At 69.7% G+C, this 26,333-nt stretch carries 30 protein-coding genes and 1 pseudogene; 14 read left to right on the top strand and 17 right to left on the bottom strand.

Annotated elements, in window-relative coordinates:
* The first annotated feature begins 10 nt into the window (after positions 1–10).
* A complete protein-coding gene (locus IE252_RS20015; protein ID WP_190090804.1) occupies positions 11–280 on the top strand; it encodes a hypothetical protein in 270 nt (89 codons plus the stop codon).
* A pseudogene (locus IE252_RS20010) lies at positions 277–561 on the top strand (transcriptional regulator); the annotation flags it as partial. The gene IE252_RS20015 and the pseudogene IE252_RS20010, both read left to right, overlap by 4 nt.
* Here IE252_RS20010 and IE252_RS20005 read toward each other — a convergent pair.
* The 6 genes from IE252_RS20005 to IE252_RS19980 all read right to left on the bottom strand — a co-directional run bounded on the left by IE252_RS20005 (position 542) and on the right by IE252_RS19980 (position 4,437).
* Positions 542–1,204, bottom strand: a complete 663-nt coding sequence (locus IE252_RS20005) for an HAD family hydrolase (protein WP_190090802.1) — start codon at positions 1,202–1,204, stop codon at positions 542–544. The pseudogene IE252_RS20010 and the gene IE252_RS20005 sit on opposite strands and share 20 nt — an antisense overlap.
* Positions 1,205–1,738: 534 nt before the next feature.
* The gene (locus IE252_RS20000; RefSeq protein ID WP_190090801.1) at positions 1,739–2,572 is read right to left on the bottom strand and encodes a DUF6415 family natural product biosynthesis protein; all 834 of its coding nucleotides are present in this window, start codon (positions 2,570–2,572) and stop codon (positions 1,739–1,741) included.
* Positions 2,569–2,775 (bottom strand): hypothetical protein, encoded by a 207-nt coding sequence (locus IE252_RS19995; protein ID WP_190090800.1) that lies wholly within the window; start codon positions 2,773–2,775, stop codon positions 2,569–2,571. Before IE252_RS19995 ends, IE252_RS20000 begins: the two co-directional genes overlap by 4 nt.
* Before the next feature lie 86 nt (positions 2,776–2,861).
* Positions 2,862–3,701: a helix-turn-helix domain-containing protein gene (locus tag IE252_RS19990; RefSeq protein ID WP_229848603.1), complete on the bottom strand. Its 840-nt coding sequence runs from the start codon at positions 3,699–3,701 to the stop codon at positions 2,862–2,864.
* The gene (locus tag IE252_RS19985) at positions 3,698–4,231 is read right to left on the bottom strand and encodes a DUF6879 family protein (protein ID WP_190090799.1); all 534 of its coding nucleotides are present in this window, start codon (positions 4,229–4,231) and stop codon (positions 3,698–3,700) included. Before IE252_RS19985 ends, IE252_RS19990 begins: the two co-directional genes overlap by 4 nt.
* Before the next feature lie 2 nt (positions 4,232–4,233).
* Positions 4,234–4,437 carry a hypothetical protein gene (locus IE252_RS19980; RefSeq protein WP_190090798.1) on the bottom strand — a complete coding sequence of 68 codons (204 nt, stop codon included), beginning with the start codon at positions 4,435–4,437 and terminating at the stop codon, positions 4,234–4,236.
* 202 nt (positions 4,438–4,639) lie between these two features.
* On the opposite strand from IE252_RS19980, the gene IE252_RS19975 reads away from it, so the two are divergent.
* Both IE252_RS19975 and IE252_RS19970 read left to right on the top strand, forming a co-directional pair.
* Entirely contained in the window at positions 4,640–4,984 is a 345-nt protein-coding gene (locus IE252_RS19975) for a DUF6233 domain-containing protein (protein WP_190090797.1), read from the top strand.
* 23 nt (positions 4,985–5,007) lie between these two features.
* Complete coding sequence (locus tag IE252_RS19970; protein ID WP_190090796.1) at positions 5,008–5,229, top strand: hypothetical protein; 222 nt, start codon at positions 5,008–5,010, stop codon at positions 5,227–5,229.
* Positions 5,230–5,794: 565 nt separating this feature from the next.
* Here the strand turns inward: IE252_RS19970 and IE252_RS19965 are convergent.
* From IE252_RS19965 to IE252_RS19940, 6 genes are all read right to left on the bottom strand, one after another.
* Positions 5,795–6,526: a hypothetical protein gene (locus IE252_RS19965; protein ID WP_190090795.1), complete on the bottom strand. Its 732-nt coding sequence runs from the start codon at positions 6,524–6,526 to the stop codon at positions 5,795–5,797.
* 285 nt (positions 6,527–6,811) lie between these two features.
* Entirely contained in the window at positions 6,812–6,964 is a 153-nt protein-coding gene (locus IE252_RS43320; protein ID WP_229848600.1) for a hypothetical protein, read from the bottom strand.
* 93 nt (positions 6,965–7,057) lie between these two features.
* Positions 7,058–7,372: a hypothetical protein gene (locus tag IE252_RS19955; RefSeq protein WP_190090794.1), complete on the bottom strand. Its 315-nt coding sequence runs from the start codon at positions 7,370–7,372 to the stop codon at positions 7,058–7,060.
* Between the two features lie 543 nt (positions 7,373–7,915).
* A complete protein-coding gene (locus IE252_RS19950; protein ID WP_190090793.1) occupies positions 7,916–9,373 on the bottom strand; it encodes a catalase in 1,458 nt (485 codons plus the stop codon).
* Between the two features lie 205 nt (positions 9,374–9,578).
* The gene (locus tag IE252_RS19945) at positions 9,579–10,469 is read right to left on the bottom strand and encodes a 2-hydroxy-3-oxopropionate reductase (protein WP_190090792.1); all 891 of its coding nucleotides are present in this window, start codon (positions 10,467–10,469) and stop codon (positions 9,579–9,581) included.
* A 58-nt stretch (positions 10,470–10,527) separates the two neighbouring features.
* Positions 10,528–11,361, bottom strand: a complete 834-nt coding sequence (locus IE252_RS19940; protein ID WP_190090791.1) for a TIM barrel protein — start codon at positions 11,359–11,361, stop codon at positions 10,528–10,530.
* A 136-nt stretch (positions 11,362–11,497) separates the two neighbouring features.
* Here IE252_RS19940 and IE252_RS19935 point away from each other — a divergent pair, with 136 nt between their 5' ends.
* The 7 genes from IE252_RS19935 to IE252_RS19905 all read left to right on the top strand — a co-directional run bounded on the left by IE252_RS19935 (position 11,498) and on the right by IE252_RS19905 (position 17,353).
* Positions 11,498–11,749: a hypothetical protein gene (locus IE252_RS19935; RefSeq protein WP_101392679.1), complete on the top strand. Its 252-nt coding sequence runs from the start codon at positions 11,498–11,500 to the stop codon at positions 11,747–11,749.
* Positions 11,746–12,123 carry a helix-turn-helix domain-containing protein gene (locus IE252_RS19930; RefSeq protein WP_190090790.1) on the top strand — a complete coding sequence of 126 codons (378 nt, stop codon included), beginning with the start codon at positions 11,746–11,748 and terminating at the stop codon, positions 12,121–12,123. The genes IE252_RS19935 and IE252_RS19930 overlap by 4 nt, the downstream gene beginning before the upstream one ends.
* 157 nt (positions 12,124–12,280) lie before the next feature.
* Positions 12,281–12,793, top strand: a complete 513-nt coding sequence (gene uraD, locus IE252_RS19925; protein ID WP_190090789.1) for a 2-oxo-4-hydroxy-4-carboxy-5-ureidoimidazoline decarboxylase — start codon at positions 12,281–12,283, stop codon at positions 12,791–12,793.
* Complete coding sequence (uraH, locus tag IE252_RS19920; protein WP_190090788.1) at positions 12,793–13,182, top strand: hydroxyisourate hydrolase; 390 nt, start codon at positions 12,793–12,795, stop codon at positions 13,180–13,182. The genes uraD and uraH overlap by 1 nt, the downstream gene beginning before the upstream one ends.
* Before the next feature lie 5 nt (positions 13,183–13,187).
* Positions 13,188–14,111: a factor-independent urate hydroxylase gene (gene pucL / locus IE252_RS19915; RefSeq protein WP_190090787.1), complete on the top strand. Its 924-nt coding sequence runs from the start codon at positions 13,188–13,190 to the stop codon at positions 14,109–14,111.
* A 140-nt stretch (positions 14,112–14,251) separates the two neighbouring features.
* Positions 14,252–15,640: an 8-oxoguanine deaminase gene (locus IE252_RS19910; RefSeq protein ID WP_190090786.1), complete on the top strand. Its 1,389-nt coding sequence runs from the start codon at positions 14,252–14,254 to the stop codon at positions 15,638–15,640.
* A 309-nt stretch (positions 15,641–15,949) separates the two neighbouring features.
* On the top strand, positions 15,950–17,353 hold the full coding sequence (locus IE252_RS19905; RefSeq protein ID WP_229848597.1) for a nucleobase:cation symporter-2 family protein: 1,404 nt from the start codon (positions 15,950–15,952) through the stop codon (positions 17,351–17,353).
* Positions 17,354–17,434: 81 nt separating this feature from the next.
* Here IE252_RS19905 and IE252_RS19900 read toward each other — a convergent pair whose 3' ends face one another.
* On the bottom strand, positions 17,435–18,283 hold the full coding sequence (locus tag IE252_RS19900) for a chitosanase (protein WP_308434548.1): 849 nt from the start codon (positions 18,281–18,283) through the stop codon (positions 17,435–17,437).
* A gap of 132 nt (positions 18,284–18,415) precedes the next feature.
* On the opposite strand from IE252_RS19900, the gene IE252_RS19895 reads away from it, so the two are divergent.
* Positions 18,416–19,033, top strand: coding sequence for a TMEM175 family protein (locus IE252_RS19895; RefSeq protein ID WP_190090785.1), 618 nt, complete (start codon positions 18,416–18,418; stop codon positions 19,031–19,033).
* Here the strand turns inward: IE252_RS19895 and IE252_RS19890 are convergent.
* Complete coding sequence (locus IE252_RS19890; protein WP_190090784.1) at positions 18,996–20,006, bottom strand: Lrp/AsnC family transcriptional regulator; 1,011 nt, start codon at positions 20,004–20,006, stop codon at positions 18,996–18,998. The two genes, IE252_RS19895 and IE252_RS19890, sit on opposite strands and share 38 nt — an antisense overlap.
* A 134-nt stretch (positions 20,007–20,140) precedes the next feature.
* On the opposite strand from IE252_RS19890, the gene IE252_RS19885 reads away from it, so the two are divergent.
* On the top strand, positions 20,141–21,592 hold the full coding sequence (locus IE252_RS19885; protein ID WP_229848596.1) for an MFS transporter: 1,452 nt from the start codon (positions 20,141–20,143) through the stop codon (positions 21,590–21,592).
* Here the strand turns inward: IE252_RS19885 and IE252_RS19880 are convergent.
* Positions 21,561–22,157 carry a TIGR03086 family metal-binding protein gene (locus IE252_RS19880; protein WP_190090782.1) on the bottom strand — a complete coding sequence of 199 codons (597 nt, stop codon included), beginning with the start codon at positions 22,155–22,157 and terminating at the stop codon, positions 21,561–21,563. The two genes, IE252_RS19885 and IE252_RS19880, sit on opposite strands and share 32 nt — an antisense overlap.
* Before the next feature lie 145 nt (positions 22,158–22,302).
* On the opposite strand from IE252_RS19880, the gene IE252_RS19875 reads away from it, so the two are divergent.
* The gene (locus IE252_RS19875) at positions 22,303–23,289 is read left to right on the top strand and encodes a fibronectin type III domain-containing protein (protein ID WP_229848594.1); all 987 of its coding nucleotides are present in this window, start codon (positions 22,303–22,305) and stop codon (positions 23,287–23,289) included.
* Here IE252_RS19875 and IE252_RS19870 read toward each other — a convergent pair.
* Together IE252_RS19870 and aceB are read right to left on the bottom strand one after the other, a co-directional pair.
* A complete protein-coding gene (locus IE252_RS19870) occupies positions 23,279–24,484 on the bottom strand; it encodes an FAD-dependent monooxygenase (RefSeq protein WP_190090780.1) in 1,206 nt (401 codons plus the stop codon). The genes IE252_RS19875 and IE252_RS19870 overlap by 11 nt on opposite strands.
* 80 nt (positions 24,485–24,564) lie before the next feature.
* Positions 24,565–26,184, bottom strand: coding sequence for a malate synthase A (gene aceB, locus IE252_RS19865; RefSeq protein ID WP_190090779.1), 1,620 nt, complete (start codon positions 26,182–26,184; stop codon positions 24,565–24,567).
* Between the last annotated feature and the right edge of the window lie 149 nt (positions 26,185–26,333).

Below are 26,333 nucleotides of genomic sequence, written 5' to 3'. Positions count from 1 at the left end.
GAGGTGACGTGTGCCTCGACCCGCAGGCAACATCAAGCTCAAGTCGGCTCGCATGGCCGCTGGTTATCGCTCACAGGAGGCGCTGGTCGAAGCGCTCCGCGGCCTTGGTCTCTCGGTGAGTTCGCGGCAACTGTGCCGCTGGGAATCAGCGAGCCCGCCATGGCCCCAGCCCGACCATCAGCAGGCGCTGACCAACCTGCTCGGCCAGGACATGGAAGCCCTTGGCTTTACGCCTCCGCCCGGCTACGACCAGCCGGTGGCCTCGCGGCGCGCCATTTGATCGGCGCGCTCGCTGCTCTGGAGCCCGGCGAGGAGAAGCAGGCGACCGTCATCCTGGGGGACCTGGCAGCTGTGGAAGCCGCAGCCGGACACCCCGAACAGGCCTGTACGTACGCCGTGCGGGCACTCGACCAGCTGGAGCGCACCTGGTACGCCACGGGCATGGACCGCGTACGCGAGGTGCGGCGCGCGTTGGCGCCGCACCAGCACGAGCCGTGTGTTCGCGACCTCGACGACCGGCTGTACCGCTGGTCGACGACGGTCAGCGCCCTCGCGCGTTGAAGTCGATGATCTGCCCGGACAGCTCCAAGAGGCTCTCGACTCTGAAGGTCGGGAGCTTCTCCGCTTCCTCGGTGTTCCACTGGATCGTCGCCCACGGGCCCCGGTGCACGAGCGCCGTCTCCATGCCCGCCGCGACGGCGGGCCGCAGGTCGTTGTCGACGCGGTCCCCGACGTAGAGGATCTCGCTGTTCTCGAACGGTACGACCTCGGCGACGCGCTCGAAGAACAGCGGGTCGGGCTTGCTCGCACCCCAGTCGTCCGAGGTGCCGATCAGGTCGACGTCGTCGGAGAACAGCTCCCGCAGGATGCGGCCGGCCCGGACGGTCTGGTTCCCCGCGATACCCAGCCACAGCCCGTCGGCCCGCAACCGGGTGAGCGCCGGGCGGACGTCGGCGTACAGGTCCGACTCACCGAAGTGCTCCGGCTGCCCGGCCTGCGCGCGGGCCTCGCGCTGCTCGTACAGATCGAAGCCGGGCCGGAACTCCTGGAAGGTCTCGCGGTAGTCGCGGCCCTGGGCGATGACCGCGCCGAACATCGCGTGGAAGGTGTGTCTCGGGACACCGAGCCAGTCGGCCCAGGTGCCGTACTCGCGGGTCTCGTCCACCAGGCATTCGCCTACATCAAACACCACTGCGCGAATCATGAGGCGGATCCTACGGGCCGGGGCCTGTGACGCGGAGGCTGCCGCCCCCTGACAAAGATCAAGGCCCCACCTGACAGCACAGGCAGGGCCTTGATCATCGAGCGCTCGATTCGGGACCGTAACCAGATAATTGACCCCCCTTTGACCTGCGGTGATGTCTCGAACTTGGACAGAACGGTGTAGGTCGATGCCGCTCGATGTGCCTCAATGCCGCTGGATTCCCGCCCCTGTTCCCATGGGAACAGGGGCTGTGGAGGTTGCCCAGCCAGTCGTGCGGATGAGTGCAGACGAGGGCATCCGAGCCGATGGGAACATGGCGGTGCCCCCACCCGAAGGCAGGGGCACCGCCGACCACTCCCGCCTGCCTGGGGGGCTAGGGCAGGAGGGTCGCCAAGAGGGATGTATGCGATGTATGTCCATTACATCAGTCGCGTGCCAGTCACCGTGTACGGCATGTCGGCGCCGGCCTAGCCGCGCCAGCGACCGAGACCGGAACCCGCCCCCCGGGGCGCCCAACCATCCGGGGGCGGGCGGTCACCGGGATACGGCCGACGCCCCCAGCGCCCGCAGTAGGTCCACCGCGCCTAGGCAGCAGCGAGCCAGGCGTTGCATGTGCGCGTACTGGCGGGCGAGGTTCACCGAGGAGCTGTCGAGGCCCAACTGCCGGTGCGCCTCTGTTACGCCAAGTAGGACACGGCTGCGCACGGGATCGTCGGAGAGTAGCCGCGCCTCGGCGTCCTGAAGCGCGGGCAGCAACAGCATCAGGTGGCCGCGCGCCCGCAGGGTCGATTCCGTAGCGTCTTCCAGCGACGGGGAGTCGACGTTCGGCGTGGTCCCGCGCAGAAGTGCCTCGCACTCCTCCTTGATCCCATCCAAGTCGAGCCCGACCGAGCCGTCCGCCCCCGGCGCGGTGCTCCGCTGGCGGCCGACCCGGACCACCTGGTCGACCCCGGCCGGGACGCACAGGTCCTCACGACGGCGCGGCGGGCGGATCCAGTACGTCCCGGGGCGGGCAGTGCGGGGCACGTCCGGGACGCCGAGCCAAGTTCCGGGGGCGAGGCGCTGCACGTCCGGGGTGTCGTGCTGGGTGCATGCGCCGACGGGCACCAGGGCGAAGTACGAGACGCTCTGGGCGTAGGGGTCATGGATGACCGGGCCATCCATGACCCGTGCAAGGTACACGGCGACGGCGTCTGGGCTGCCACTTTGTGCGGCGGCGTGGATGATCGCGGCAGAGATACGGAGGGCGTCGAAAACTCGGCCGGTCGGCAGCAGCGCGGCACCGCTCTGCGACCACTCCAACCAGGCCGTCGACGGCGTGTCGTGCGCGGAGGCGAGCCACTGAGCGATCCGGGTGTGCTCCGTCATTCCGACACCACCCCCGCTGCGGCGGTTGCTGTGCAGTTCCGGTGCGGGTACATCGAGGCGTCGCCACCGTCGCCGATGACCATGAGGGTGACGATGTCGGCGTCCGGCTCGCAGCACACCTCGCAACGCCGGTACTGCGCAGGGTTGCTGGTCTGGGTGTTGTCGGCGTCCGCGTGCTGGGGATTACGCGTCTTGGGGGCCATGACGAGCACCGTAGGGACGCCAGTTTCAGTGGCGCGCGCCGATTGCGCGTGATTGCGTGCAACGCCGATCGAGTGACAGAGATTGCTTATGGGAGCCCCAGGGACGTGCGGGCGCGTCCGATCAGGAGCCGTGCTTGGGGGCCGTACACAGCCGCGTCGTTGAGTCGATCCCAGACCCGCCCGTACAAGGCCAGGTCGTCGGGAGAGTCGAACTGCAACTCGGTGTTGATCGTCTCCACGATGATCCGCTCTTCATCGAAGATCCAGAAGCCGTGCTTGGGGGTCAGCTTCAGCCGGGCCCCGAACGGGACGATCCCGAGCTCCACCGTGCTCATACCGATCAGCCCTACCAGCCGGTCGAGCTGCCCGGCCATCACCTCGCGAGGGCAGATCAGCGCGTGTAGCGCGCCCTCCCACACGAGCACCCGGAACAGCTTCCCTACCTGATACAACACTTCTTGGCGCCGCATGCGCGCCTGGACAGCCTCGTCCGTGTCGCGCGGGGTCTGCATCACCTCGGCGTTGTGGACCATGAGTGCCCGAGCGTAGTCAGGAGTCTGGAACAGGCCGGGAATCACGGTGGCTTCGTAGCCGCGCATCGTGGCCGTGCGCTGGTATTCCACGACGTAGCGCTCCTGCACCGGGCGCTGGCCTGCTGCAACCTGGCGGCGCCATGAGCGCTGCTGCGACTCCAGACCGCGCAAGCGGCTCTTGAGGTCTGCGGCCTGGTCCGATGCGTCGGCTGCGGCCGCCCATGCGTCGAGGTCGCCAGACGTCGCGGTCTGCTTGCCGTTCTCCAGCCGTGACACCTTCGAGCGCTGCCACCCCAGCCGCGACGCAAAGTCCTTGCCGTTCAAGCCAGTCTCGGCGCGCAGCTCCCGTAGCCGCGCGCCGAGAGCGACCCGTGCGCTCTGGAAGTCCGTCACACAGAGGAACGTACCCTCGGCCAGACCACGGCGGCAGGCACAGCGAGCGGCCAAGCGGCGTCCCGCGCGCGACAGGCCTCCAGCACCTGAGCAGGGTCGGCGCTGACCTCAACGCCAGTGGTGGTGTCGGACTCGTCGATGTGCATTCGCACCAGAGTGCTGGAGTCGAAGAGCCAGAAGTCGTAGCCCGGGAGTTCCAGCTGTCCGGCCACCGACCGAGGCAACACACGGATCTCCTCACCCGCAGTATTCGCCGCTGCTGAGGCCATGAGGAACCGCTGCCCGTCCGTCGGCGGCTCGTCGATGATGCGGATCCGCGAGAAGCGCGCGCCCTGTGCGGTCCTCGCCCTCACGTTGACGTTCCATGGGTGATCAGGTTCGGGCTGCGGCTCAATGCCTTGCAGGAATGCCTGGAAGCGGGCGCCTTGTCGATCGGAGGCGTAGGAACCGCGAGTCTCCAGCCGGAAGGCAGTGTGCTGGAATTCGGAGAACAGGTGAGTGATCTCCTCGAACGGGATCAGCGACGGCAACGTCACTCCTTCGGTGCGAAGCGAGTCAGCAGCTCGCGGGGGATGATGACGGCAGTCTCGTCAGCACCAAGGTCTCGGAGCCCCGCGAGGTCGGCCGGATCAGTGATTTTGGCCCCCTGGACGACGATGTCTCCAGTCTCGGCGATCTCATACAGGGTGGGGCAGTTGCCGTACTCGGACGTGGTGCCGATGAACCGGAGCGTCATAGTGCCCTCCATCTGTGCTGGGTGGAGGACCAGGATGCGACGGATAGCCAGAGAGCGGGTGGGGATTGCCGGAGATTGCGAATCTTGGCTAAGACGGCTGCGTTGCGCGCAACGGTGGAGGCCCCGCCGCACGGGAGCGGCATCGCGCGCCCCGAGATCGGTCAGTGTGGCGCCGCACCCGGAACGATCTATACTCGAATGCGTGTTCGAAGTAGCCTCGCCGCGTCTCGCCGCCCTCCTCTTCTTGGAGCGCGTCCAGCGGGCCGACCTCGCCCGGACGCAGCGCTGGATCGAGCAGGAGCGGAAGCGCGCCGCCGAAGAAGCCGCCCGGCGCCCGCCCCCGCCACCACCGGACTGGGTGATCGCCTACGTACGGCGAGGCGCCGACAAGCCCCGGCTACCCGAAGGCGTTCACATCGGCGGATGCACCATGGCTCCCGGCGAGCCCGAGGCCATCACCCGCGAGCAGGCCCTCGCCGCCCTCGCCGAGGGCGTCCCGGCCTGCGCTTTCTGCCGCCCGGACAGTGAGCTCGGGGTGCTGGAGTGACCGAGCAAGAGCACCCTGAAGAGATGGACGGAGCGCCGATAATCGTCCACCGGCCGCGCGGCACCGGCGGCCGGCGCGTCACCGTGCGCGGACAGATCATCGGCCTCGCCTTCAGCGACCGGGACCTCGTGGAATTCCTGCGGCAGACGGGCCTCGACGAGACGACCGCCGAGGACATGGTCGCCGGGGACTCTGCGCTGATCGAATGGCGGGGCAGACGGGCCCACCACTACGAAGCGGCATGACGAAAGCGCCCCTTCCCTCCTGATGGCGGGAAGGGGCATAGCGCCTGAATGGAGGCGAGGGCTCTCTACTGCTCGACCGTCAGCGCCCACTGAACCGTCGAAGGTGCCGTGATGCGAATAGTCCCCTCGGCTCGATCGGATTTCAGGTGCATTTCGTTGTAAGTGCTGCTTGACTCCGCAGCAACACATTTCATGGGGAAGCTCAGGCCTACTGGATCAACTGACACTTCGACCGCTCCCTTCCCCTGGCAGTTCACCTGAATAGCCAATCGTCCTGCACGGATCTTTCCCAGAGGGAGCTCGGCATTGCCCTTGCGGGAGTGTGCACTGGTGAGCACTTTTCCGTCGTTGACAGGTCGTGGAGCTTGAGTAACCGTTTCGCCGTCGACGTGCTCCGTACTTCCAGCAGGCGATGTACCGGCCCTCGGAGCAGAGGGAGAGGGGATCCTGGACGAGGGTGCGGCGTGTGTATCGTCATCGCCGCTACAGCCGACGGCCCCCATCATGAGCAGTAGAGACGTCAGTGCCCAGGAGGTTCGGCAGAGGTTGAGAGCGCGAGGGTGGTTCAGTTTTCCCACAGGTACCATCCGCGGCGCAGTGGGATGTAGCTGGTGACCGTTGTACGGGCGCTGGTCTTGCAGTTGCTGTACATCAGGTAACTGACCCCAGTGGTCTTCAGCCTGTATACCCCGTACTTCGCGTTGGTGGTCTTGTGGGGCGGCGTGTCGACGGAGATCTGATTCCCTAGCTTCGCCGTGATCTTTGTCGAAAGGCTGAGGTTCCATTGAACCTCAGTCTTTGCCACCAGGAACCCAACGGTTGTCTTGAGGCCAGCGGAGACACTCACGCCGACTTCCCCCGTCACCTCGGACGTGAAGGTGCTCCGAGCGGTCCGAGAGGTGCCGTTGTAATTGGAGTTCGTAGGTCCTACGCCGTAGTGGTACTGCGCACCCTTCGTCTTCGGTATGTAGACGGAGGTGGTTCCAGGTCCGCAGTACACGCCACCGTTCATAGCCGGTGACTCGTCATTAGTCTCCGGCAGTGGCTCTGGCGTGGGGTTCTCAACCAGGTCGGTCTCTTCCGGCTCCGCTGGCGGAACCGTATTGACTACCTCCGGCTCCGACTCTGTTATCGGCAGCTGGTCGTTCGGACCCGGCTCAGTGCCCGGATTCGTCACCTGTTCCACAGAAGGGGCCGATACGGTCGGCCCGTCGGCGTATGCCGGAAATCCAACTCCCAGCACGGCTGTGGTCGCAGCCGCGCAGACCAATATCCCACGCCTGAGTTTCCTGCTCATGAGACACCCTCCCCAAAACCGTTCCTCATGAACGACCTGTTCATTAACTCAGTTCCGTGATCATCTGACCACAGGAATCAGGGATTCCTGAGCATGGCTTGAGCTCCGGGGCATTCGCTTGGCGGTATTCATGCGCTGCGGCTCGTTTCCGTCTCTTCGTGCGCCCCTTCTGAGAGTTATGCGAACCGTCGCATCAGTGAACCGGTCCGGCAGCCACCTGGCCAAGGCTGGCATGACGAATGCGCCCTCTGTCCGGCCCGTGGGCTAGACAGAGGGCTCGCGTCGTCACCGCTGGAACAAGGCGACCAGGCTGGTCCCGGAACCGGCCAACCCGGCCAGCGCACCGATCGTGGGCAGCGGCCACCGCGCCCGCTCCAGGACCCGGATCCGCGTCTTGTGGTCACCCAGTTGCGTGCTCTGCCCAGCCAGCGAATCCACCTTGCCTTCGACCCGGGTCAGGGCATCGTGGGAGTGAGCGCATCTCCTGGTACATCTGCGCGGGGCTGATGTACACCCCCGGGTCCTGCGGCGTCACCGGCTACCTCTCGGCAGCCACCCCGCCGTCGTGGGATCGCCGATCACGGAACCGATCGCGCCCTTCACGACGGACAGGGCCGCCGGGATGGAGGCGATCGCGGCCGCGCGCAGGGCGGAGATGCTGGTGAAGTCGAAGCCGTCGGCGAGTCGGGTGCAGCCGAGGCGGCGCGCCTGCGGACCGTAGACCGCCGCTTCCGACGGCTGTCCGGGACAGGCCGCGACGATGCCCTTGCCGTCGGCCCAACCTCGGTGCGCAACTCGCGCAGCCGCGCACCGAGGCCGACGCGTGCGGACTGGAAGGGTTCCCACGGTGTTCCCACGCCCCCGAAACAGATCAAGGCCCCACCTGAAAGCACAGGCAGGGCCTTGATCATCGAGTGCTCGATTCGGGACCGTAAACCGAACCCAGCACCCGGGCTTCGAAGTGGTGACCGCCCGACGGGACGAGGCTGGCGCGACAGGACGTTCGCACCGCCGGGCGGAGCTTGATGGGAGGGGGGCCGGCGGACGGAGTCCGGCGCGGCCGGGCGAAGCCTGCGGAGCAGTGCGAGCGCCGGCCGGGAGAAGTGGTCGTTCGCACCGCCGGGCGGAGTCGAGTGGGGGAGGGGGTACGGGCTCGGCCCGTGTTCGGGATCGCGGCGGGGGGCGATTGGTGTGTCCCGGAGTTTGCCCTTCTTTCAGGTCAAGAAGGGCCGGGGCAGACCTTGACCACCGCACTGGCATCGTCCGCGCCGCCGCGATCACCGAGTCGTCCGAACCCACCGGCCACCCCTCATCCGGGCCGGCGGTTCGGACAGCGCAGGGAATTTGACCTCCCGTCAGATTCCCTGCGCAGTCTGGAAGAGAAGAGGATCAGTCCTCGCGCAGGGCTCGGACCGCTTCCTCCACGCGCTTGCCGTACTCGGCGTCCGCCGCGTGGAAGTGGGCCAGGTTCTTCTCGATCACGTCGTCGCGGGAGACCTGCGAGAGGCCGCCGGCGATGTTGGCGATCAGGCGGGACTTCTCGTCGTCCGACATCAGGCGGTACAGCTCGCCCGCCTGGAAGAAGTCGTCGTCCTTGACGTGGGACGGGGCCGCGTGGGTGCCCGTCCAGCCCGCGATCGCGAGCGGGGCGGAGAGCGCCGCGTCCGACTGGGACGGGCCCGCGTAGGAGTTGGGCTCGTAGTTCTTGTCCGAGCGGCGGCCGTTGCGGGTCGCCATCAGGCCGTCGCGGCCGTAGTTGTCGGCCTCGGTCGCCTTCGGCGCGTTCACCGCGAGCTGGGTGTGGTTGACGCCCAGGCGGTAGCGGTGCGCGTCCGCGTACGCGAACAGGCGGCCCTGGAGCATCTTGTCGGGCGAGGGGCCGATGCCCGGGACGAAGTTGTTCGGGGAGAACGCCGCCTGCTCGACCTCGGCGAAGACGTTGTCGGGGTTGCGGTCCAGGACCAGGCGGCCCACCCGCTGCAGCGGGTAGTCGCTGTGCGGCCACACCTTCGTCAGGTCGAAGGGGTTGAAGCGGTAGTCCGCGGCCTCGGCGGCCGGCATGACCTGGACGTACAGCGTCCAGGACGGGTTCACGCCCCGCTCGATCGCCTGGAGGAGGTCGGTCTGGTGGCTGTTCGCGTCCTTGCCGACCAGCTCGGCGGCCTGGTCCGAGGACAGGCTGCGGATGCCCTGGTTCGTCTTGAAGTGGTACTTGACGAAGAAGGCCTCGCCCTGCGCGTTCGTCCACTGGTAGGTGTGCGAGCCGTAGCCGTTCATGTGGCGGTACGACGCCGGGATGCCGCGGTCGCCCATCAGCCAGGTGATCTGGTGCGTCGCCTCGGGGGCGTGCGCCCAGAAGTCCCAGACGTTGTCCGGCTCCTGCTTGCCCGTGAACGGGTCGCGCTTCTGGGAGTGGATGAAGTCGGGGAACTTGATCGGGTCCTTGATGAAGAACACCGGGGTGTTGTTGCCGACGAGGTCGTAGTTGCCCTCTTCGGTGTAGAACTTCAGCGCGAAGCCGCGCGGGTCGCGGACCGCGTCCGCGCCGCCGAGCGAGTCCGCCACCGTGGAGAAGCGGATGAACGTCTCGGTGCGCTTGCCGACCTGCGAGAGGAAGTCGGCCTTGGTGAAGCCGGTGACGTCGTCCGTCACCTCGAAGTAGCCGTACGCGCCGGAGCCGCGGGCGTGGACCACGCGCTCCGGGATCCGCTCACGGTTGAAGCGCGCGAGCTTCTCCAGCAGGTGCTGGTCCTGGAGGAGGATGGGGCCACCGACGCCGGCGGTGGCGGAGTTCTGGTTGTCGGCGACGGGGGCGCCGGACTCGGTCGTAAGCACGCGCTTCGACATCGTGACCTTCCGTACGGGAGCTGCACTGCTGAACGGTCTGCGGTGTCAGGAGCGTAGGTACGCCCCGAAGCGAACGTCAACAGTTTGTTGAAAATGGGGTGTGGTGTTCCGGGCGGCGGCGACGCCTGGGCGCGACAGGACAGGTGTCAGCGCCACCGCCGCCCGGAAGTGTGGGGGAGCCGGAAGGCTCAGAGCGGGACCCGGGTCAGAGCTGGGCGCCGGAGAGGCGCTCCACCGCGCGCAGCAGCGCCGAGTGGTCCAGGCCGCCGTCGCCCTGGGCGCGCAGCGAGGCCACCAGCTGGGCCACGACCGCGCCGACCGGGAGCGCCGCGCCGACGTTGCGGGCGGCGTCGGTGACGATGCCCATGTCCTTGTGGTGCAGGTCGATGCGGAAGCCCGGCGCGAAGTTCCGGTTGAGGAAGTTGTCCTTCTTGCGGGTCAGCACGGTCGAACCGGCCAGACCGCCGTTGAGGACGTCGAGGGCCGCGGCGAGGTCCACCCCGGACTTCTCCAGGAAGACCACGGCCTCGGCGCACGCCTGGATGTTGACCGCCACGATCAGCTGGTTGGCGGCCTTCACCGTCTGGCCGGAGCCGTGCGGGCCGCAGAGCACGATGGTCTTGCCCAGCGCGTCGAAGATGCCCTTGGCCTCGTCGAAGTCGGCCTTGTCGCCGCCGACCATGATGGAGAGAACGGCCTCGATGGCGCCGGCCTCGCCGCCGGAGACCGGGGCGTCAAGGACGCGGACGCCCTTGTCCTTGGCGTTCTTGGCCAGGTCGACCGAGGTCTGCGGGGTGATCGAGGACATGTCGATCAGAAGGGCGCCCTGCCTGGCGTTGGCCAGGATGCCGGCCTCACCGTAGGCGATCGCCTCGACCTGCGGGGACGCCGGGACCATCGTGATGATCACGTCCGCGTCCTTGACCGCGTCGGCGATCGAGGCGGCCGCGGTGCCACCGGCGGCGGCCAGGCGGTCCAGCTTGTCCTGCTCAAGCGTGAAGCCGGTGACGGAGTAACCCGCCTTGATCAGGTTCTCGGACATGGGCGAGCCCATGATGCCGAGGCCGATCCATGCGATCTTGGGAAGGTTGCTCATTGGGGGTGCCTCTCTAACTGCCGTGGTACGTCAAGAAGTTCAGGGGAAGCCCACTGCCTCAGCGAGCCGCGCGGGCCTCGGCCGGGAGCCACTCGAAGGACGCGGCCGCGTCGGCGGCCTTGTACTCCAGGCCCACCCAGCCGTCGTAACCGGCCTTCGCGAGCTGGTCGAGCAGCGCCTCCAGGGGCAGCGAGCCGGTGCCCGGCGCGCCGCGGCCCGGGTTGTCGGCGATCTGCACGTGGCCGGTCTTGTCCGCGTAGGCCTCGATGACCTGGGAGACGTCCTCGCCGTTCATCGACAGGTGGTAGATGTCGAGGAGGAACTTGGCGTTGCCCAGGCCCGTCGCCGCGTTCACCTTGTCCACGACCTCGATCGCGGACGGGGCGCTCACCAGCGGGTAGAGCGGCGACTCCGGCTTGTTGAGGGCCTCGACCAGGAGGATCGCGCCGATGCGGTCGGCGGCGCGGGCGGCCAGCACCAGGTTCTCCAGCGCGAGCGCGTCCTGCACCTGCGGGTCGGCCCCCTCCACCCGGTTGCCGTAGAGCGCGTTGAGCGCCTTGCAGCCCACCGAGGCGGCGAAGTCCGCCGCGACCTCGATGTTGGCGCGGAAGCGGTCCGACTCCTCGCCGGGTACGGAGAGGGCTCCGCGGTCGGGGCCCGGCAGGGCGCCCGCGTAGAAGTTCAGCCCCACCAGCCGGGTGCCGGCGTCGTCGAGCGCCTTCTTCAGGGCGTCGAGCTCGGCCTGCGCCGGAGTGGGGGTTTCGATCCAGGGCCACCACAGCTCGACCGCCGTGAAGCCCGCCGCGGCGGCGGCCGCGGGGCGCTCCAGGAGCGGGAGTTCCGTGAAGAGGATCGAGAGGTTCACATCGAAGCGCTGGTCCGAGTATCCCATGAGGGTCGGCGCTCCTTCCGTATTGCGGAAGTTACTTTCTGCTTGATGGAAGGTTGCAGGGAGACCGGCGAGCTTGTCAAGGGGGCCCTTCCGATTGGCCTCCCTCAATCGCGAATCCGAGCAGTAGGTTGTGCGCGTGCGATTGAGAGTGGAGTTCACGACCGAGCCCTTCGACCTGGACGAGGCACCCCCGCATGCGGTGGCCGCCCGCGAGGTCCTGCAGACGGCGGCGCTCGACGCCGTGGACGTGGGCCCCTTCGGCAACACCGCCGAGGGCGGCGCCGACCAGGTGCTCACCGCCGTCGACGCGCTGCTGCGCAAGTCCCTGGCGGCCGGTGCCACCCGGGTGTCGCTCCAGGTCAACGTGGTCGGGGAGGGCGAGAAGTGACCGAGCCTGCCGACCACCCACTGGTCACGGCGGTCAAGCCGCTGGTGGACGCCATGGGCGCGGAGATACTGGGGGCCGACCAGGCCCAGCCTGACGACGTGGTGCTCAGCTGGGAGGGCGAGGACGTGATCGCGGTGCGGCTGCCGCAGCTGTCGGACTCCCTCGACCACATCCTGGCCGCCATGGAGCGCCGTCACGGCAAGCCGCTGGCCGAGCTCGACCGCAAGGCCAAGCAGTCGGTCGTGCGGACCCTGGAGGCGCGCGGCGCGTTCTCCGTACGCCATGGGGTGGAGACCGTCGCGTCCGCCCTCGGAGTGAGCCGGTTCACCGTGTACAACTACCTGAACAGGGAAAACGCGGCCAAGAGCGACTGAAATCGCCCGCCCGCGAGCCGTGCTCGACGCGCCGCCGTCCGGAATCCCGGGCGGCGGCTTTTTGTTGCTCCAAGTTTTCAACAAAGTGTTGACGGGATGTTTCCGAGGGCGTTAGCTATCCGCAGCCCGTCCAGCACCAAGGCCACGGAGGCCGTTCGTGACTTCGACCTCGACGCCGGGCCTCGCCCGGTTCAACACCTCCGACGACAGCACGGCGCTCGCCGCGCTCCACGAGGTGTGCGCCAGCTCGGTATGGGGGAGCAAGCTGCTCGCCCGGCGCCCGTACGCCACCGCCGACGAGCTCTTCGCCGCCAGCGACGCCGTCATGGCCGAGCTGGACGTGAAGGACCTGGAAGAGGCGATGGCGGGGCACCCGCCGATCGGGCGGCCGAAGCCCGGCGACCCGACCTCCGCCCGCGAGCAGCGGGGGATGGCCGGCGCCACCGAGGAGCTCAAGGCCGAGATGCTCGAACTCAACCTGGCCTACCAGGACAGGTTCGGCCACGTCTTCCTGATCTGCGCCACCGGGGCCACCGGTGAGCAGATGCGCGACGCGATGAAGGCCAGGATCGGCAACACCGCCGAGGCGGAGCGCGAGATCGTGCGCGCCGAACTCGGGAAGATCAACCGAATCCGGCTGACCCGTCTCGTAGAAGAGGACAACCACTGATGAGTACGGCCACGACCGCGTCGGTGTCGACGCACATCCTCGACACCAGCATCGGGCGCCCCGCCGAGGGCGTCGTCATCTCGCTCGCCGCCCGCTCGGGCCGCGACGCCGGGTGGGTGGCGCTCGGCGGCTCCGCGACCGACGCGGACGGGCGCTGCAAGGACCTTCCGGCGCTGCCGGAGGGCACGACCCACGTACGACTCGACTTCGAGGTCGAGCAGTACTTCGAAAAGAAGCAAGCCGAGGCGCAGCAGGACGCCCCCCGCGTAAGGGACAGCGGTGCGTTCTTCCCGGAGGTGGCGATCACGTTCGCCGTCGTGCCGGGCGAGCACTTCCACGTACCGCTGCTGCTCAACCCGTTCGGCTACTCCGTTTACCGAGGGAGCTAGCAGACATGCCCACGATTCTCGGCCAGAACCAGTACGGCAAAGCAGAGAACCGCGTCGTCAAGATCACGCGGGACGGCGACACCCACCACATCAAGGACCTGAACGTCTCGGTCGCCCTCTCCGGCGACATGGACGACGTCCACTACTCCGGCTCGAACGCGAACGTCCTGCCGACCGACACCACCAAGAACACGGTGTACGCGTTCGCCAAGGAGCACGGCATCGAGTCCGCCGAGCAGTTCGGCATCCACCTCGCCCGTCACTTCGTGACGTCGCAGGAGCCGATCCACCGGGCGCGCATCCGCATCGAGGAGTACGCCTGGGAGCGGATCGCCACCTCCGACGCCAACTCCAAGTTCATCGGCTCGGACGAGGTACGCCACTCCTTCGCCCGCAAGGGCCAGGAGCTGCGCACCACCCAGATCACCTTCGACGGTGAGAACTGGGAGGTCATCTCGGGGCTCAAGGACCTCACGGTCATGAACTCCACCAACTCGGAGTTCTGGGGCTACGTCAAGGACAAGTACACGACGCTGAAGGAGGCGTACGACCGCATCCTGTGCACCGACGTCTCCGCCGCCTGGCGTTACAACTGGACCAGCGACGAAGAGCGGATGCCCAACTGGGAGAAGTCGTACGAGCAGGCGAAGAAGCACATCCTGCAGGCCTTCGCCGAGACGTACTCCCTCTCGCTCCAGCAGACCCTGTACCAGATGGGTTCGCGGGTGATCAACAGCCGTAGCGAGATCGACGAGATCCGCTTCTCGCTGCCGAACAACCACCACTTCCTGGTCGACCTCGAGCCGTTCGGGCTCAAGAACGACAACGAGGTCTATTTCGCGGCCGACCGGCCTTACGGTCTGATCGAGGCCACCATCCTGCGGGACGGCGTCGAGCCGCGGATCCCGGTCGACATGACCAACCTCTGATCCCGGAGCGCCCCCGGACCCCGCCGCCCGGGGGCGCGTTCCCTCTCTCGGCACCCGTGGGTCACCCGGCCCCGGCACTCAAATCCTCTAGGGTCCTGCCGTGCCCACTCGTTTCAGTAGCAGAAAAAAGAGGAAGCACGATGGCACCATCGGCAGCAGCCCAGCGCATCGTCATCGAGAACTGTGCGATCGCGACCGTGGACGCCGACGACACCGAGTACGCCTCGGGGTACCTCGTCGTCGCCGACAACAGGATCGAGTCGATCGGCGCGGGCAGGGCCCCGGAGGGCCTGGAGAACGTGGTCCGCCGCATCGACGGCACGGGCCACCTGGTGACCCCCGGTCTGGTCAACACGCACCACCACTTCTACCAGTGGATCACGCGCGGCCTGGCCACCGACCACAACCTCTTCAACTGGCTGGTGGCGCTCTACCCCACCTGGGCGCGCATCGACGAGCAGATGGGCCGCGTCGCCGCGCAGGGCTCGCTCGCCATGATGGCCCGCGGCGGTGTCACCACCGCGATGGACCACCATTACGTCTACCCGCGGAACGCGGGTGATCTGTCCGGCGCGATCATCGGCGCCGCCTCCGAGATGGGCGTACGGTTCACCCTCGCCCGCGGCTCCATGGACCGCAGCAAGAAGGACGGCGGACTGCCGCCGGACTTCGCCGTGGAGACCCTGGACGGAGCGCTCTCGGCGACCGCCGAGACCGTCGACCGCTTCCACGACGCCTCCTTCGGCTCGATGACCCAGGTCGCCGTCGCCCCCTGCTCGCCGTTCTCCGTGTCCACCGAACTCATGAAGCAGGGCGCCGAGTTGGCCCGCTCCAAGGGCGTACGGCTGCACACCCACGGGTCGGAGACCGTGGAGGAGGAGCAGTTCTGCAAGGAGCTGTTCGGCATGGGCCCCACCGACTACTTCGAGTCGACCGGCTGGCTCGGCCAGGACGTGTGGATGGCGCACTGCGTCCACATGAACGACTCGGACATCGCCGCGTTCGCCCGCACCGGCACGGGCGTGGCGCACTGCCCGTCCTCCAACGCGCGCCTCGCGGCCGGCATCGCCCGCGTCCCCGACATGCTGAAGGCGGGTGTCCCGGTCGGTCTCGGTGTCGACGGCACCGCCTCCAACGAGTCCGGCGAGCTCCACACGGAACTGCGCAACGCGCTCCTGATCAACCGTCTCGGCGCGCACCGCGAGGCGGCCCTGAACGCCCGCCAGGCGCTGCGGCTCGGGACGTACGGCGGCGCCCAGGTGCTCGGCCGCGCGGCCGAGATCGGCTCCCTCGAAGCGGGCAAGCTCGCCGACTTCGTGCTCTGGAAGCTCGACACCCTGGCCCACGCCTCCATCGCCGACCCGGTGACCGCCCTGGTCTTCGGCGCCGCCGCCCCGGTGACGGCGTCGTTCGTCAACGGCAAGCAGATCGTCGAGGACAACCGCCTCCTCACGGTCGACGAGGACGCCATCGCCCGCGCCACGCGGGACGAGGCGCAGCGCCTCGCGCGGATCGCCGCGCAGGGCTGATCCCGGTCCGGGATTCCCGCCCAGGAGTCCGGCCGAGGGGGACGGCCCTCGGCCGGTCGCCGTGGACCCGAGCGGGGTCCGCGGCAGCCGCGCCCGGGGGGTGCGCACCACATGGACGTGCGCACTCCCCGGGACGGTGACCCGTGCCCATCCCCGCACGGAGCACTGCCCGTTCCGCCGCACCCGTACCGCTTACGAGACCCTGCCGTACGCCGTACGTAACACCGCCGCAGCACGCACGCGTCACACTGCACCACCTCCCTGACACCCGCGTCACCGCCGACGCGTAACCGACCGGAGGAACCGCCCGTGGCCCCGCAGCCCAGGTTTCGCAACGATGCAGTCACTCCCGATCCCGCCACCGGGAAGCACCCGGTCGACGAGACCCTGCCCCCACTGAAGATGTTCACCAGCGGCCTCCAGCACGTGGCCGCGATGTACGCGGGCGTGGTGGCCCCGCCCATGGTCGTCGGGCCCGCCGTGGGGCTCACCCCCAAGGAGACCGCGTTCCTGATCGGCGCGAGCCTCTTCACCGCCGGGCTCGCCACCCTGCTCCAGACCCTAGGGTTCTGGAAGGTCGGCGCCCGCCTCCCGTTCGTCAACGGCGTCTCGTTCGCCGGGGTCACCCCGATGATCGCCATCGGCAAGGACCGCGGCCACGAGGGCATGGCCGTCATCTTCGGGGCGGTGATCGTCGCCAGTGTGCTCGGCTTCGTGCTCGCCCCGTACTTCAGCAGGCTGCTCCGCTTCTTCCCGCCGGTCGTCACCGGTACCGTGATCACCCTGATAGGCGTCTCGCTGCTGCCGGTCGCCTTCCGCTGGGCGCAGGGCGGCAACGCCGCGGCCCACGACTACGGTTCGACGAAGAACATCGGCATGGCCGCGCTCACCCTGGTGATCGTGCTGGCGCTGCGCAGGCTGCTGCGCGGGTTCCTCCAGCAGATCGCGATCCTGCTCGGCCTGGTCGTCGGCACCCTGATCGCCGTGCCGTTCGGCATGACCAGCCTGGACGCGATCCGCGGTGCCGACGCGGTCGGCTTCCCCACGCCGTTCCACTTCGGCTCCCCGCACTTCGAGGCCGCCGCGATCGTCTCGATGTGCATCGTGATGCTGGTCTGCATGACCGAGTCGACCGCCGACATGCTGGCGCTCGGCAAGATCGTCGGGCGGCCTGCCGACGAGCGGACCATCGAGGGCGGCCTTCGCGCCGACACCCTCGGCAGCGCGGTGAGCCCGCTCTTCAACGGCTTCATGGCCAGCGCCTTCGCGCAGAACATCGGCCTGGTCGCCATGACCAAGGTGCGCAGCCGCTTCGTGGTCGCCACCGGCGGCGGCATCCTCATCCTGCTCGGCCTGTGCCCGGTGGCCGCGTCCGTGATCGCGCTGGTGCCGCTGCCGGTGCTCGGCGGCGCGGGCATCGTGCTCTTCGGCTCGGTCGCGGCCAGCGGCATCCAGACGCTGTCCACGGCGGCCCTGGAGCAGGGCGAGAACGCCCTGATCGTCGCCGCCGCCCTCGGTATCGGGCTGATCCCGATCGCCGCGCCGACCTTCTACGACGCCTTCCCGGAGAACGTCCGGGTGGTCCTCGACTCCGGCATCTCCACCGGCTGCGTGGTCGCGATCGTCCTCAACCTGACCTTCAACCACCTGGGAAAGAAGGCGAGTTCGGAGGAGTCCGCCGTCCTCGCGGAACCCGTGGTGGCCGCGCACTGAGCCGCGCGTGCCGGGCCCGCGCGCGAGCGGCGCGTACGACACCTACCCCGTGTCGTACGCGCCGCTCTGTCGTCGGCCGGATCAGCCGATGTGGTACGGGTCGCCGTAGACCTTCCAGTCCAGCGGCGTGTTGAGGTTGAGGTTGCCCTTCTTCAGGAATACCCGCTGCTCGGTGTCGACGCGGCTGGTGTCGCTGTGCGCCTCCTCCTGCTTCATCGCCCAGACGCGGGCGTCGAGGAAGGCGTTGAGGTACTTCGTCTCGTCGCCGCCCTGGGCCGGCGGCTTCGCCTTGGCCAGCGCCTTCTTGCGGATGCTGCTGAAGCTGGTGGGGTCGGCGCCGTCGCCGTGCATGACGATGGCGTCGTAGTAGATGAACTGGCCGAGCGTGCCCACTCCGTCGGCCTTGCCCTGCTTGACGGCCGGGTTGAAGTACACCCGGTCCCGTTCGTCGTTCTGGGCGTTCTTGAAGGCGGTCTCCGAGGCGGCCGTCTTCCAGTCCTTGGTGAAGTTGGGGTCGAGCCCGGCGTGCGAGTCGCTCCCGTTCACCGTGCGCAGCGCGGGCAGGTACTTCTGGAGCACGTTCCCCGGCTCACGGGCCGAGTAGAGCTCGACGAGGTCGAGCATGTCGCCGGTGCCGGAGCAGAACCCGATGATGCCGGCGGTGTAGCCCCGGCCGTCGCCGATGTCCTCGATGTACTTGTACTGGGCCTTCCAGTTCAGTGAGGAGTTCTCCGCGCTGGAGACGAGCTCCATCGCTATTTCCTTCTTGGCCGGGTCGTCGAGCCCGGTCGCCGCTGCTGCCATGGGGGCATTGTGGCTGGTCGCGGCGGTGGCCGTGGCCGCGGGTACGGCGATCACGGCGGCGCCGAGAACGGCGGACGCGGTGATCCTGAGACGACGTGCGGTGGCGCTGAAGTGGGGGGTGAGCACCTGACCTCCTGGGGGGAGTTCGTCGTTCACTGTTTTGTTAGGAAACTTTCCTACCACTAGCGCCGCGAGGACGTACAGCCTTGTGACACAAGGAAGTTGAAGAATCCGGCCGCGTCGGGTTCAGTTCACCCGGTGAATGAATCGAGCCGGGTCGAGGCGTTCAGCGACGGCGTTTTCGCCATCGCGATCACCCTCCTGATCCTGGAAATCAAGGTGCCCCCGCACGCGGGCGACCACCTCTGGAGCGATCTGGGCCACCAGTGGCCCTCGTACGCCGCCTATGTGGTGAGCTTCCTGGTCATCGGCATCATGTGGGTCAACCACCACACGCTCTTCAGCTATGTGGTGCGCGTCGACCGCACGCTGATGTTCCTCAATCTGCTGCTGCTCATGACCGTCGCGGCGATCCCCTGGCCGGCGGGGCTGATGGCCGAATACCTCAGGGAGGACAACGCGTCACACGTGGCCGCCGCCGTCTACAGCGGACTCATGGTCGTCATGGCCCTCAACTTCCAGGCGCTGTGGTGGCATGTGACCCGGACCGGCCATCTCTTCGACGACCGCGTCGACTTCGCGGCCGCCCGGGCCACCCGCGCCCGCTTCGCGCTCGGCTCGCTCGCCTATCCGGCGACGGTCCTGCTCGCGTTCGTCTCCGCGCCGCTGACGCTCGCCGCGCACGGGGTGCTCGCGGTGTACTACGGCTTCAACCAGCTCAGGATCCCCACGAGGGAGGTGCCGGAGGCCGGTTGAGGTTCCCGGCACGGGAGGCCGCGGGCAGGAGCGGGCCCGCGGCCTTCACCGTGCGCAGCACCGGCGCGGTCTCCAGGGTGCGGATCGCCTCCAGCGCGCCCAGCCGGTGGGTGAGGTAGTGGTGCAGCGCCGCCGGGTCGGGGCAGAGGGCCTGGGCGACCAGGTTGCTCGGCCCGGTGGTCGCGGCGACGAACGCGAGCTCGTCGTGGCGGGCGAGCTCGCGCGCCACCTCGTCCAGGTGCGCGGGGGTCACCGACATCCACAGCAGCGCCTGCGTGGCGGCGCCGAACAGCGTGTTGTCGATCTCCACGTCGAAGAACAGGGCCCGGCTCGCGCGGAGTTCGGCCAGCCGCCGCGCGACGGTCGCGGGCGACCAGCCGGTGGCGTCGGCGAGCTCGGCCAGAGGCACCCGGCCGTCCCGCCGCAGCGCGGCGAGGAGCGGTTCGTCGGCGGGCGAGGGAAGCCCGCGCGAGCCGTCGACTTCCCTGTCCGGCAGGTCCGTTGGGGCGAGGGCCCGCTGCTGCTCTGCGTCCAGGGTGCGGGCCCGGCCCCGCCAGGCGGTGGGCCCGCCGAGGTAGAGGTGCAGCACATAGTGCGCGGACACGGCGGTCACCCCGGCGGTACGGGGGATCTCGCGCAGCAGCAGCGTCTGCGGGGCGTGCACGATCGCCACGATCTCGGTGCCGCCCGAGGCGAGCTTGACCCAGGAGGTGTCCTCGCGGCGCGCGAGGGCCTGGGCGAGGTCCTGCGCGGCGCGCGGCACGGCGCTCAGCCGCACCATCCACTGGGCGAGCCCCGCCGTCGCCGGATCGACAAGCCCCACCACCCGCAGCCCCGCCTCGGCCCGCAGCTTCCGGTAGCGCCGGGCGACGGTCTGCGTCGACACGTCCAGGACCGCCGCGATCCGCGCGAACGGGGCCCGCCCGTCGAGGTGCAGGGCGTGGACCAGAGCACGGTCGATCTCGTCGAGCACGTGAGATTCCTTCACCTGGGCCGTATCGATGGAACGAATCGACGAATCTGGCGCTGTGGATGGAACAGCCAGCGTACCCGCCAGCAGGCTCGGGGGAGCCGCGGGAAGCCCGGCGGCCTACGGAGGGAGTGGCTGTGCCGAAGCTCGTACGACAAGGACCGGTGGTGGCGGACGTGGCACCCGGGGTGCCCCGCGGCCCGTACCGGTGGCGCTGGGCCGCGCTGGCCGTGCTGCTCACCGCCGAGGCGATGAACCTGCTGGACGCGACGATCGTGCAGGTCGCGGCGCCCGTCATCCACACCGACCTGGGCGGCCCGGACTCCGTCATCCAGTGGTACGCCGCCGCCTACACCCTCCCCTTCGCCATGTTCCTCATCACCGGCGGCCGCCTCGGCGACATCCTCGGGCGCAGGCGGGTGTTCCGCGTCGGCGTGGCCGCCTTCCTCGCGGCTTCGCTGCTGTGCGCGGCCGCGCCCTCGGCCGGGGTGCTGATCGGCGCGCGGGCCGTGCAGGGCGCCGCCGCCGCGCTCGTCATCCCGCAGACCATCGGCCTGATCCGGGCCATGTTCGACGGCGACGAGCGGGCGCGGGCGCTGGGGACCATCGGCCCGGTGATGGGGCTGGCCGCCGTCTGCGGGCCCGCGCTCGGCGGGCTGCTGACCCATGCCGACCTGTTCGGCTCGTCCTGGCGGGCCGTGTTCCTGGTGAACCTGCCGCTCGGCGCCGCCGTGCTGCTCGCGGCCCCGCTGCTGCACGAGGACCGGGCGGCCGTGCGCCCGCGCCTCGACCTCTCCGGCACCGCGCTCGTGGTGACCGGCTCGGGCGCGGTGGTCTACCCGCTGATCCAGGGCCACGACGCCGGGTGGCCCGGCTGGACCTGGGCGCTGCTGGCGGGCGGGACGGCGCTGCTCGGGCTCTTCGGGCTCGACCAGCGCCGCAAGAGCCGCCGCGGCCGCAGCCCGCTGGTCGAGGCCGGGCTCTTCCGGCACCGGGGCTTCCCGGCCGCCCTGGTGACCTCCACGCTCTTCTTCGCGGTGATGAACGGCCTGATGCTGGTGGTCGTCCTGCACCTCCAACTCGGCCTGGACGCCGATGTGCTGACCGCCGGCCTCACCCTGCTGCCCTGGTCGTTCGGCATGGCCGTCGCGTCCTGGGTCGCGGGCGCCCGGCTCGTGCCCCGGTACGGGCCGCGCCTGATGTACGCGGGGCTCGCCACCCTTCTCGCGGGCGTCCTGGCCGCGACGGCGGTGTATGCGGCGAGCGACCCCGCCGCCTACCCGTGGCCGCTGCCCGCCGCGCTCGCGGTGTGCGGCGCGGGGGTCGGGCTGTTCACCGTCCCGTTCTTCACGGCCGCCCTGCACCGCGTCGGCCCCGCCGAGACCGGCTCGGCCGCCGGGCTGCTCAACGCGGTGCAGCAACTCGGCGGCACCCTGGGCACGGCCCTGCTCGGCGGTGTCTTCCTGGGGGCGGCGGACCCGGCCGACGGCGCCCAACGGGCCTTCTGGGCCGCCGGGGCGCTGCTCCTCGCGACGGCGGTGGCCGTGGCCGCCGGGCTCAGGCGGCCCAGCGCGGATCCCGCCCGCTGAGCCCGACCACCCGGTCGAGCAGCGGGGCGTCCTGCGGCACCTCGACGACCGGCCCGAACGCGGGCGCGCGCAGCGCGTCGTCCCGGCTCGCGTCGAGGAAGCCGTGCACCACCTCCAGGCTCGCCGCGCCCGGGTCGTACGGCTGCTTGGTGGCCCGGGCCAGGTCCCAGCCGTGGACGACCAGTTCGTCGAGCGCGACGACACCCGCGATCGCGGCGGGGAAGGTGATGCCGCCCGCCTGGGTGTCCCCGGCCCAGGCCTCCGGCGCGCGCCAAGCCTCGGCCAGCGCGTCGAGCCGCCCCGGGAGCCCGGTGCGCCAGTCCTCGGGCAGTACGGGCGTGACGGACCCGGGGTCGGTGGCGGTCTCGGGTCCCGACTTCTTGGCGGCGGCCGAGGTGAAGGCGGCGGTGAGCCCGGCGAGGTGCCCGAGCAGCTCGCGTACGGAGTACTTCGGACAGGGCGTCGGCGCCCCGAGCTGCTCGTCCCGTACTCCGGCGAGCAGTCCTGCCACGGCGCGGGCGGCGGGGCCGAGGTCGGGCCCGGGGGTCTGTGTCTGCGTATCCATGACAGGGCAGACCGGCCCGGCGGCGGGAACTCATCGCGTCCGGCCGAACTTGTTCGCGGGACGCCGGAACCGTCCGACCCCTTGCCGAGCGCGGCCACCTGTGCGATATAGGTCTGGACCATCTCGTACGGAGGGAGGCCCGGCCGTGCAACGCCCCACCGGATACGCCCTGTTGGCCTGTGCCGCCCTCGTCCTCGCCGCCTGCTCGGCCACCGCCGACGAGCGCGACCGGCGGGCGCCGACCGTGCCGGGCGGAGTGACCGCGCAGGCGAGCAGCGCCACCTCCGTGCACGTCATGTGGGAGGCGTCGGCCGACGACAAAGGAGTCACCGGGTACGAGATCCTCCAGCGGGGCACCCGCGTCAAGGCGGTGCCGGGCGAGAAGCACATGATCGACGTGGACGGGCTCGCCCCGGCGACCGCCTACAGCTTCACCGTGCGCTCCCGCGACGCCGCCGGGAACTTCTCCGCTCCCAGCGCCCCCGTGGCCGTCACCACGCCCGCGCCGAGCCCCGCCGATCACGGGCCGCCCACCGCGCCGGGCGCCCTGCGGGGCCGGGCCGACGGGAGCCGCGCGGCGACCCTGAGCTGGCGGCGGGCGACCGACGACGTGGGTGTGACCTCGTACGACATCTACCAGGAGGACGTGCGCATCCACAGCGTCTCCGGGCGCGAGACCGGCGCCCGGGTCACCGGACTGCGGCCCGGGACCGTCTACACCTTCACCGTGCGGGCGCGGGACGCCGCCGACAACTCCTCGCCGGACAGCGACGCGGTGGACCTGACCACGGCTTCGGAGCCGGGCGCGCCCGCGAGCACCGCGCCCACCGAACTGACCGCGCGCTACGGGAAAGTGGCGGGCGTGCCGACCGTCGACCTGTCCTGGCTCCCGCCGGACACCGGCGGCCCGGTCACCTCGTACCAGCTCTTCCTCGACGGACGGCTGACCACCACGATCGTGTTCGGCGCGGCGCCGCCCCCGGGCCGGGCGTCGTACAGCCTCACCGTCTCCTCCGAGAAGCCGGGCACGCGCTACAGCGTCAAGCTGCGTGCCCAGCTGCCCGACGGGAAGTGGGGCGACTTCTCGGCCCAGCGCACGGTTGTCATCGGCGGCGGAACGGCTACGAGTTGAGCCGGCGTCCGCCGAACGCGCCCGAGCCGTCGGCCTGCTGCCACCACTTCTCCAGGCCGCTCTGGTCCATCGCGCTCCAGTCCGGCGTCCGCTCCACCAGGCCGATGCCGAGCTGGCGGCCCAGCTCCACCATGGACCGGCCGCTCGCGGCCCGGCCCGTGTCATAGGCGCGCAGCGCCGCCTCCCAGTCCGGTGTGCCGGTGAGGCACGTCTCCAGGGCGGTGGCGTCCTGGAGCGCCTTGACCGCGCCGCCGCCGGTGTGCGGGCGGGCCACCGTCGCCGCGTCGCCCGCCAGGACCAGCCGGCCGGTGGCGTAGTGCGGCGCGGTGAAGTCGTACATCGGCTGGACGAAGAGCTCGTCGGCGGTGGTCGTGCGCACCAACTGGCCCCAGTAGGGCGCCAGTTGCGTGTCGGCGATGTGCGCGAGCCGGATGTGCAGGGTCGCGGCCAGGGTGCCGGGCGGCAGGCTGGTCGGGTTGTCGAAGCGCAGGTCGAGGTCCGGGGGAGGGGCGGTGTAGAGGACCCAGTTGACCCGCAGCCCGCCCCGGCCGTCGGGGATGCGGTAGATGATGACGTGCCCGCCGGGGAACACGGCGTACACGCAGTCCTCGTCGGGCCACAGCTCCGGGGCCATCAGCCGGTCGGCCTCGAAGGCGCCCCGCCAGGCCAGATAGCCCGCGTACCGGGGCCGCACCTCGGGGCACGCGGCGGTGCGGACCGCCGAGCGGTAGCCGTCGGCGCCGATCACCACGTCGAACCGCTCGCTGGCGGACCCGGTCGCCAGCTCCACGCCGTCCGGGGTGACCTCGACCGCGTCGACGGTCGTCCCGGAGCGGAAGTCGGCCGACTCGGGCACCCGGCCGCGCAGTTCGTGCCAGAGCGGTCCCCAGTTGTACGTACGGAACGGGAACGGCAGCACCCCGATCCGTCGGCCCAGCGGCGCCGAGCCGTCCTTCACGTACCAGCACCTGCGGCCCAGCTGGAGCCACGGCATCGTGGCGTCGACGTAACCGGCCGCCTCCAGCTCCGCGTACCGGTCGTTGTGCATGGCGAGCCCGACGCCCCGGTCCGCGAGGTGGCCCGAGGCCCGTTCGAAGACGGTGACTTCCGCCGCGCCGCCCCGGTGCGCGGCCAGCGCCGCGGCGCACCCGGCGATACTGCCGCCGACTACGGCGACCCTGCCTCCACGTAACATCCGCTCATTCTGACAGGGCGGATGCGGCGCGGGGCCGGAGGCGAAGGATTCGCCCCGGCCCCGCGTGGAGTGACGGCGGGTCAGCCGACCAGCTGCTCGTACGCGGGCAGCGTCAGGAAGTCCGCGTAGTCCGCGTCGAGCGAGACCTTCAGGAGCAGGTCGTGGGCCTGCTGCCAGCGGCCGGTCGCGAAGGCCTCCTCGCCGATCTCGGCGCGGATCGCGGCCAGCTCCTCGGCCGCGACCTTGCGGGCGAGGTCGGCGGTGGCGAGCTCGCCGTTCTCGAACACCACGCCCGCGTTGATCCACTGCCAGATCTGCGAGCGGGAGATCTCGGCGGTGGCCGCGTCCTCCATCAGGTTGAAGATGGCGACGGCGCCCAGGCCCCGCAGCCAGGCCTCGATGTAGCGGATGCCGACCTGGACGGCGCCCAGCAGCCCGTCGTAGGTGGGCTTGGCGTCGAGCGAGTCGATGGCGATCAGATCGCCCGACGCCACCGAGACGTCCTCGCGCAGCCGGTCCTTCTGGTTCGGCTTGTCGCCGAGGACCGCGTCGAAGGAGGCCATGGCGATCGGGACCAGGTCGGGGTGGGCGACCCAGGAGCCGTCGAAGCCGTCGCCCGCCTCGCGGTCCTTGTCGGCCTTGACCTTCTCGAACGCGACCTTGTTGACCTCGGCGTCCTTGCGGGACGGGATGAAGGCCGCCATGCCGCCGATGGCGTGCGCGCCGCGCTTGTGGCAGGTGCGGACCAGGAGTTCGGTGTACGCGCGCATGAACGGGGCCGTCATGGTCACCGCGTTGCGGTCCGGCAGGACGAACTTGGCGCCGCCGTCACGGAAGTTCTTGACGATCGAGAAGAGGTAGTCCCAGCGGCCCGCGTTCAGCCCGGCGGCGTGGTCGCGCAGCTCGTAGAGGATCTCCTCCATCTCGTACGCGGCCGTGATCGTCTCGATCAGGACGGTCGCGCGGACCGTGCCCTGCGGGATGCCGACGTAGTCCTGCGCGAAGACGAAGACGTCGTTCCACAGGCGGGCCTCCAGGTACGACTCGGTCTTGGGGAGGTAGAAGTACGGGCCCTTGCCGAGCTCGATCAGACGCTTGGCGTTGTGGAAGAAGTAGAGGCCGAAGTCGACCAGGGCGCCGGGCATCGGGCGGCCGTCGAAGCGCAGGTGGCGCTCCTCCAGGTGCCAGCCGCGCGGGCGCATCACGACGGTGGCGAGCTCGCCCGCGTCCTTGAGGGCGTACGACTTGCCCGACTTGGGGTCGGTGAAGTCGATCCGGCGCTCGTACGCGTCGATCAGGTTGAGCTGGCCCGTGACGACGTTCTCCCAGGTGGGCGCGGAGGCGTCCTCGAAGTCGGCGAGCCAGACCCTGGCGCCCGAGTTGAGCGCGTTGATGGTCATCTTGCGGTCGGTCGGACCGGTGATCTCGACCCGGCGGTCGTTGAGCGCGGCCGGGGCCGGGGCGACCTTCCAGTCGCCCTCGCGCACGGCGGCGGTCTCGGGGCGGAAGTCCAGCGTGGAGGTGCGGGCGATCTCGGCGCGGCGGTCCTGGCGGCGGAGCAGGAGCTCGTCACGGCGGGGCGTGAACAGCCGGTGCAGCTCGGCCACGAAGGCGAGGGCCGCGTCGGTGAGCACCTCGTCCTGCCGGGGCAGGGGCTCGGCGTCGACGATGGCCAGCGGGGACGGCGCTGGTGCGGACATGTGCTGTCACTCCTTCGCGGGCGGTGCCCTCACCGGCCGCCGGAAGTCAGAAAAGGCACTCAGTGCCAGGACCCCGGAATGCGACTGGGGGCGCCGTCTCAATCAATCGGGCGCTTCTGAACAGTGGATACTAGTTTCCTCATAGTGGA

Source organism: Streptomyces melanogenes (assembly GCF_014649795.1).
In the GTDB taxonomy this organism is placed as follows: Bacteria; Actinomycetota; Actinomycetes; order Streptomycetales; family Streptomycetaceae; genus Streptomyces; species Streptomyces noboritoensis.
This window is presented reverse-complemented; position numbering and strand designations above follow the sequence as displayed.

Coding starts and splice junctions, on each gene's coding strand:
- pucL (WP_190090787.1), top strand. CDS start 13,188: ATGCCCACGATTCTCGGCCAGAACCAGTACGGCAAAGCAGAGAACCGC.
- IE252_RS20000 (WP_190090801.1), bottom strand. CDS start 2,572: ATGACGGAGCACACCCGGATCGCTCAGTGGCTCGCCTCCGCGCACGAC.
- IE252_RS19970 (WP_190090796.1), top strand. CDS start 5,008: ATGGACGGAGCGCCGATAATCGTCCACCGGCCGCGCGGCACCGGCGGC.
- IE252_RS19965 (WP_190090795.1), bottom strand. CDS start 6,526: ATGAGCAGGAAACTCAGGCGTGGGATATTGGTCTGCGCGGCTGCGACC.
- uraH (WP_190090788.1), top strand. CDS start 12,793: ATGAGTACGGCCACGACCGCGTCGGTGTCGACGCACATCCTCGACACC.
- IE252_RS19945 (WP_190090792.1), bottom strand. CDS start 10,469: ATGAGCAACCTTCCCAAGATCGCATGGATCGGCCTCGGCATCATGGGC.
- aceB (WP_190090779.1), bottom strand. CDS start 26,184: ATGTCCGCACCAGCGCCGTCCCCGCTGGCCATCGTCGACGCCGAGCCC.
- IE252_RS19870 (WP_190090780.1), bottom strand. CDS start 24,484: ATGTTACGTGGAGGCAGGGTCGCCGTAGTCGGCGGCAGTATCGCCGGG.
- IE252_RS19980 (WP_190090798.1), bottom strand. CDS start 4,437: ATGACGCTCCGGTTCATCGGCACCACGTCCGAGTACGGCAACTGCCCC.
- IE252_RS19995 (WP_190090800.1), bottom strand. CDS start 2,775: ATGGCCCCCAAGACGCGTAATCCCCAGCACGCGGACGCCGACAACACC.
- IE252_RS19950 (WP_190090793.1), bottom strand. CDS start 9,373: ATGTCGAAGCGCGTGCTTACGACCGAGTCCGGCGCCCCCGTCGCCGAC.
- IE252_RS20005 (WP_190090802.1), bottom strand. CDS start 1,204: ATGATTCGCGCAGTGGTGTTTGATGTAGGCGAATGCCTGGTGGACGAG.
- IE252_RS19940 (WP_190090791.1), bottom strand. CDS start 11,361: ATGGGATACTCGGACCAGCGCTTCGATGTGAACCTCTCGATCCTCTTC.
- IE252_RS19910 (WP_190090786.1), top strand. CDS start 14,252: ATGGCACCATCGGCAGCAGCCCAGCGCATCGTCATCGAGAACTGTGCG.
- IE252_RS19880 (WP_190090782.1), bottom strand. CDS start 22,157: ATGGATACGCAGACACAGACCCCCGGGCCCGACCTCGGCCCCGCCGCC.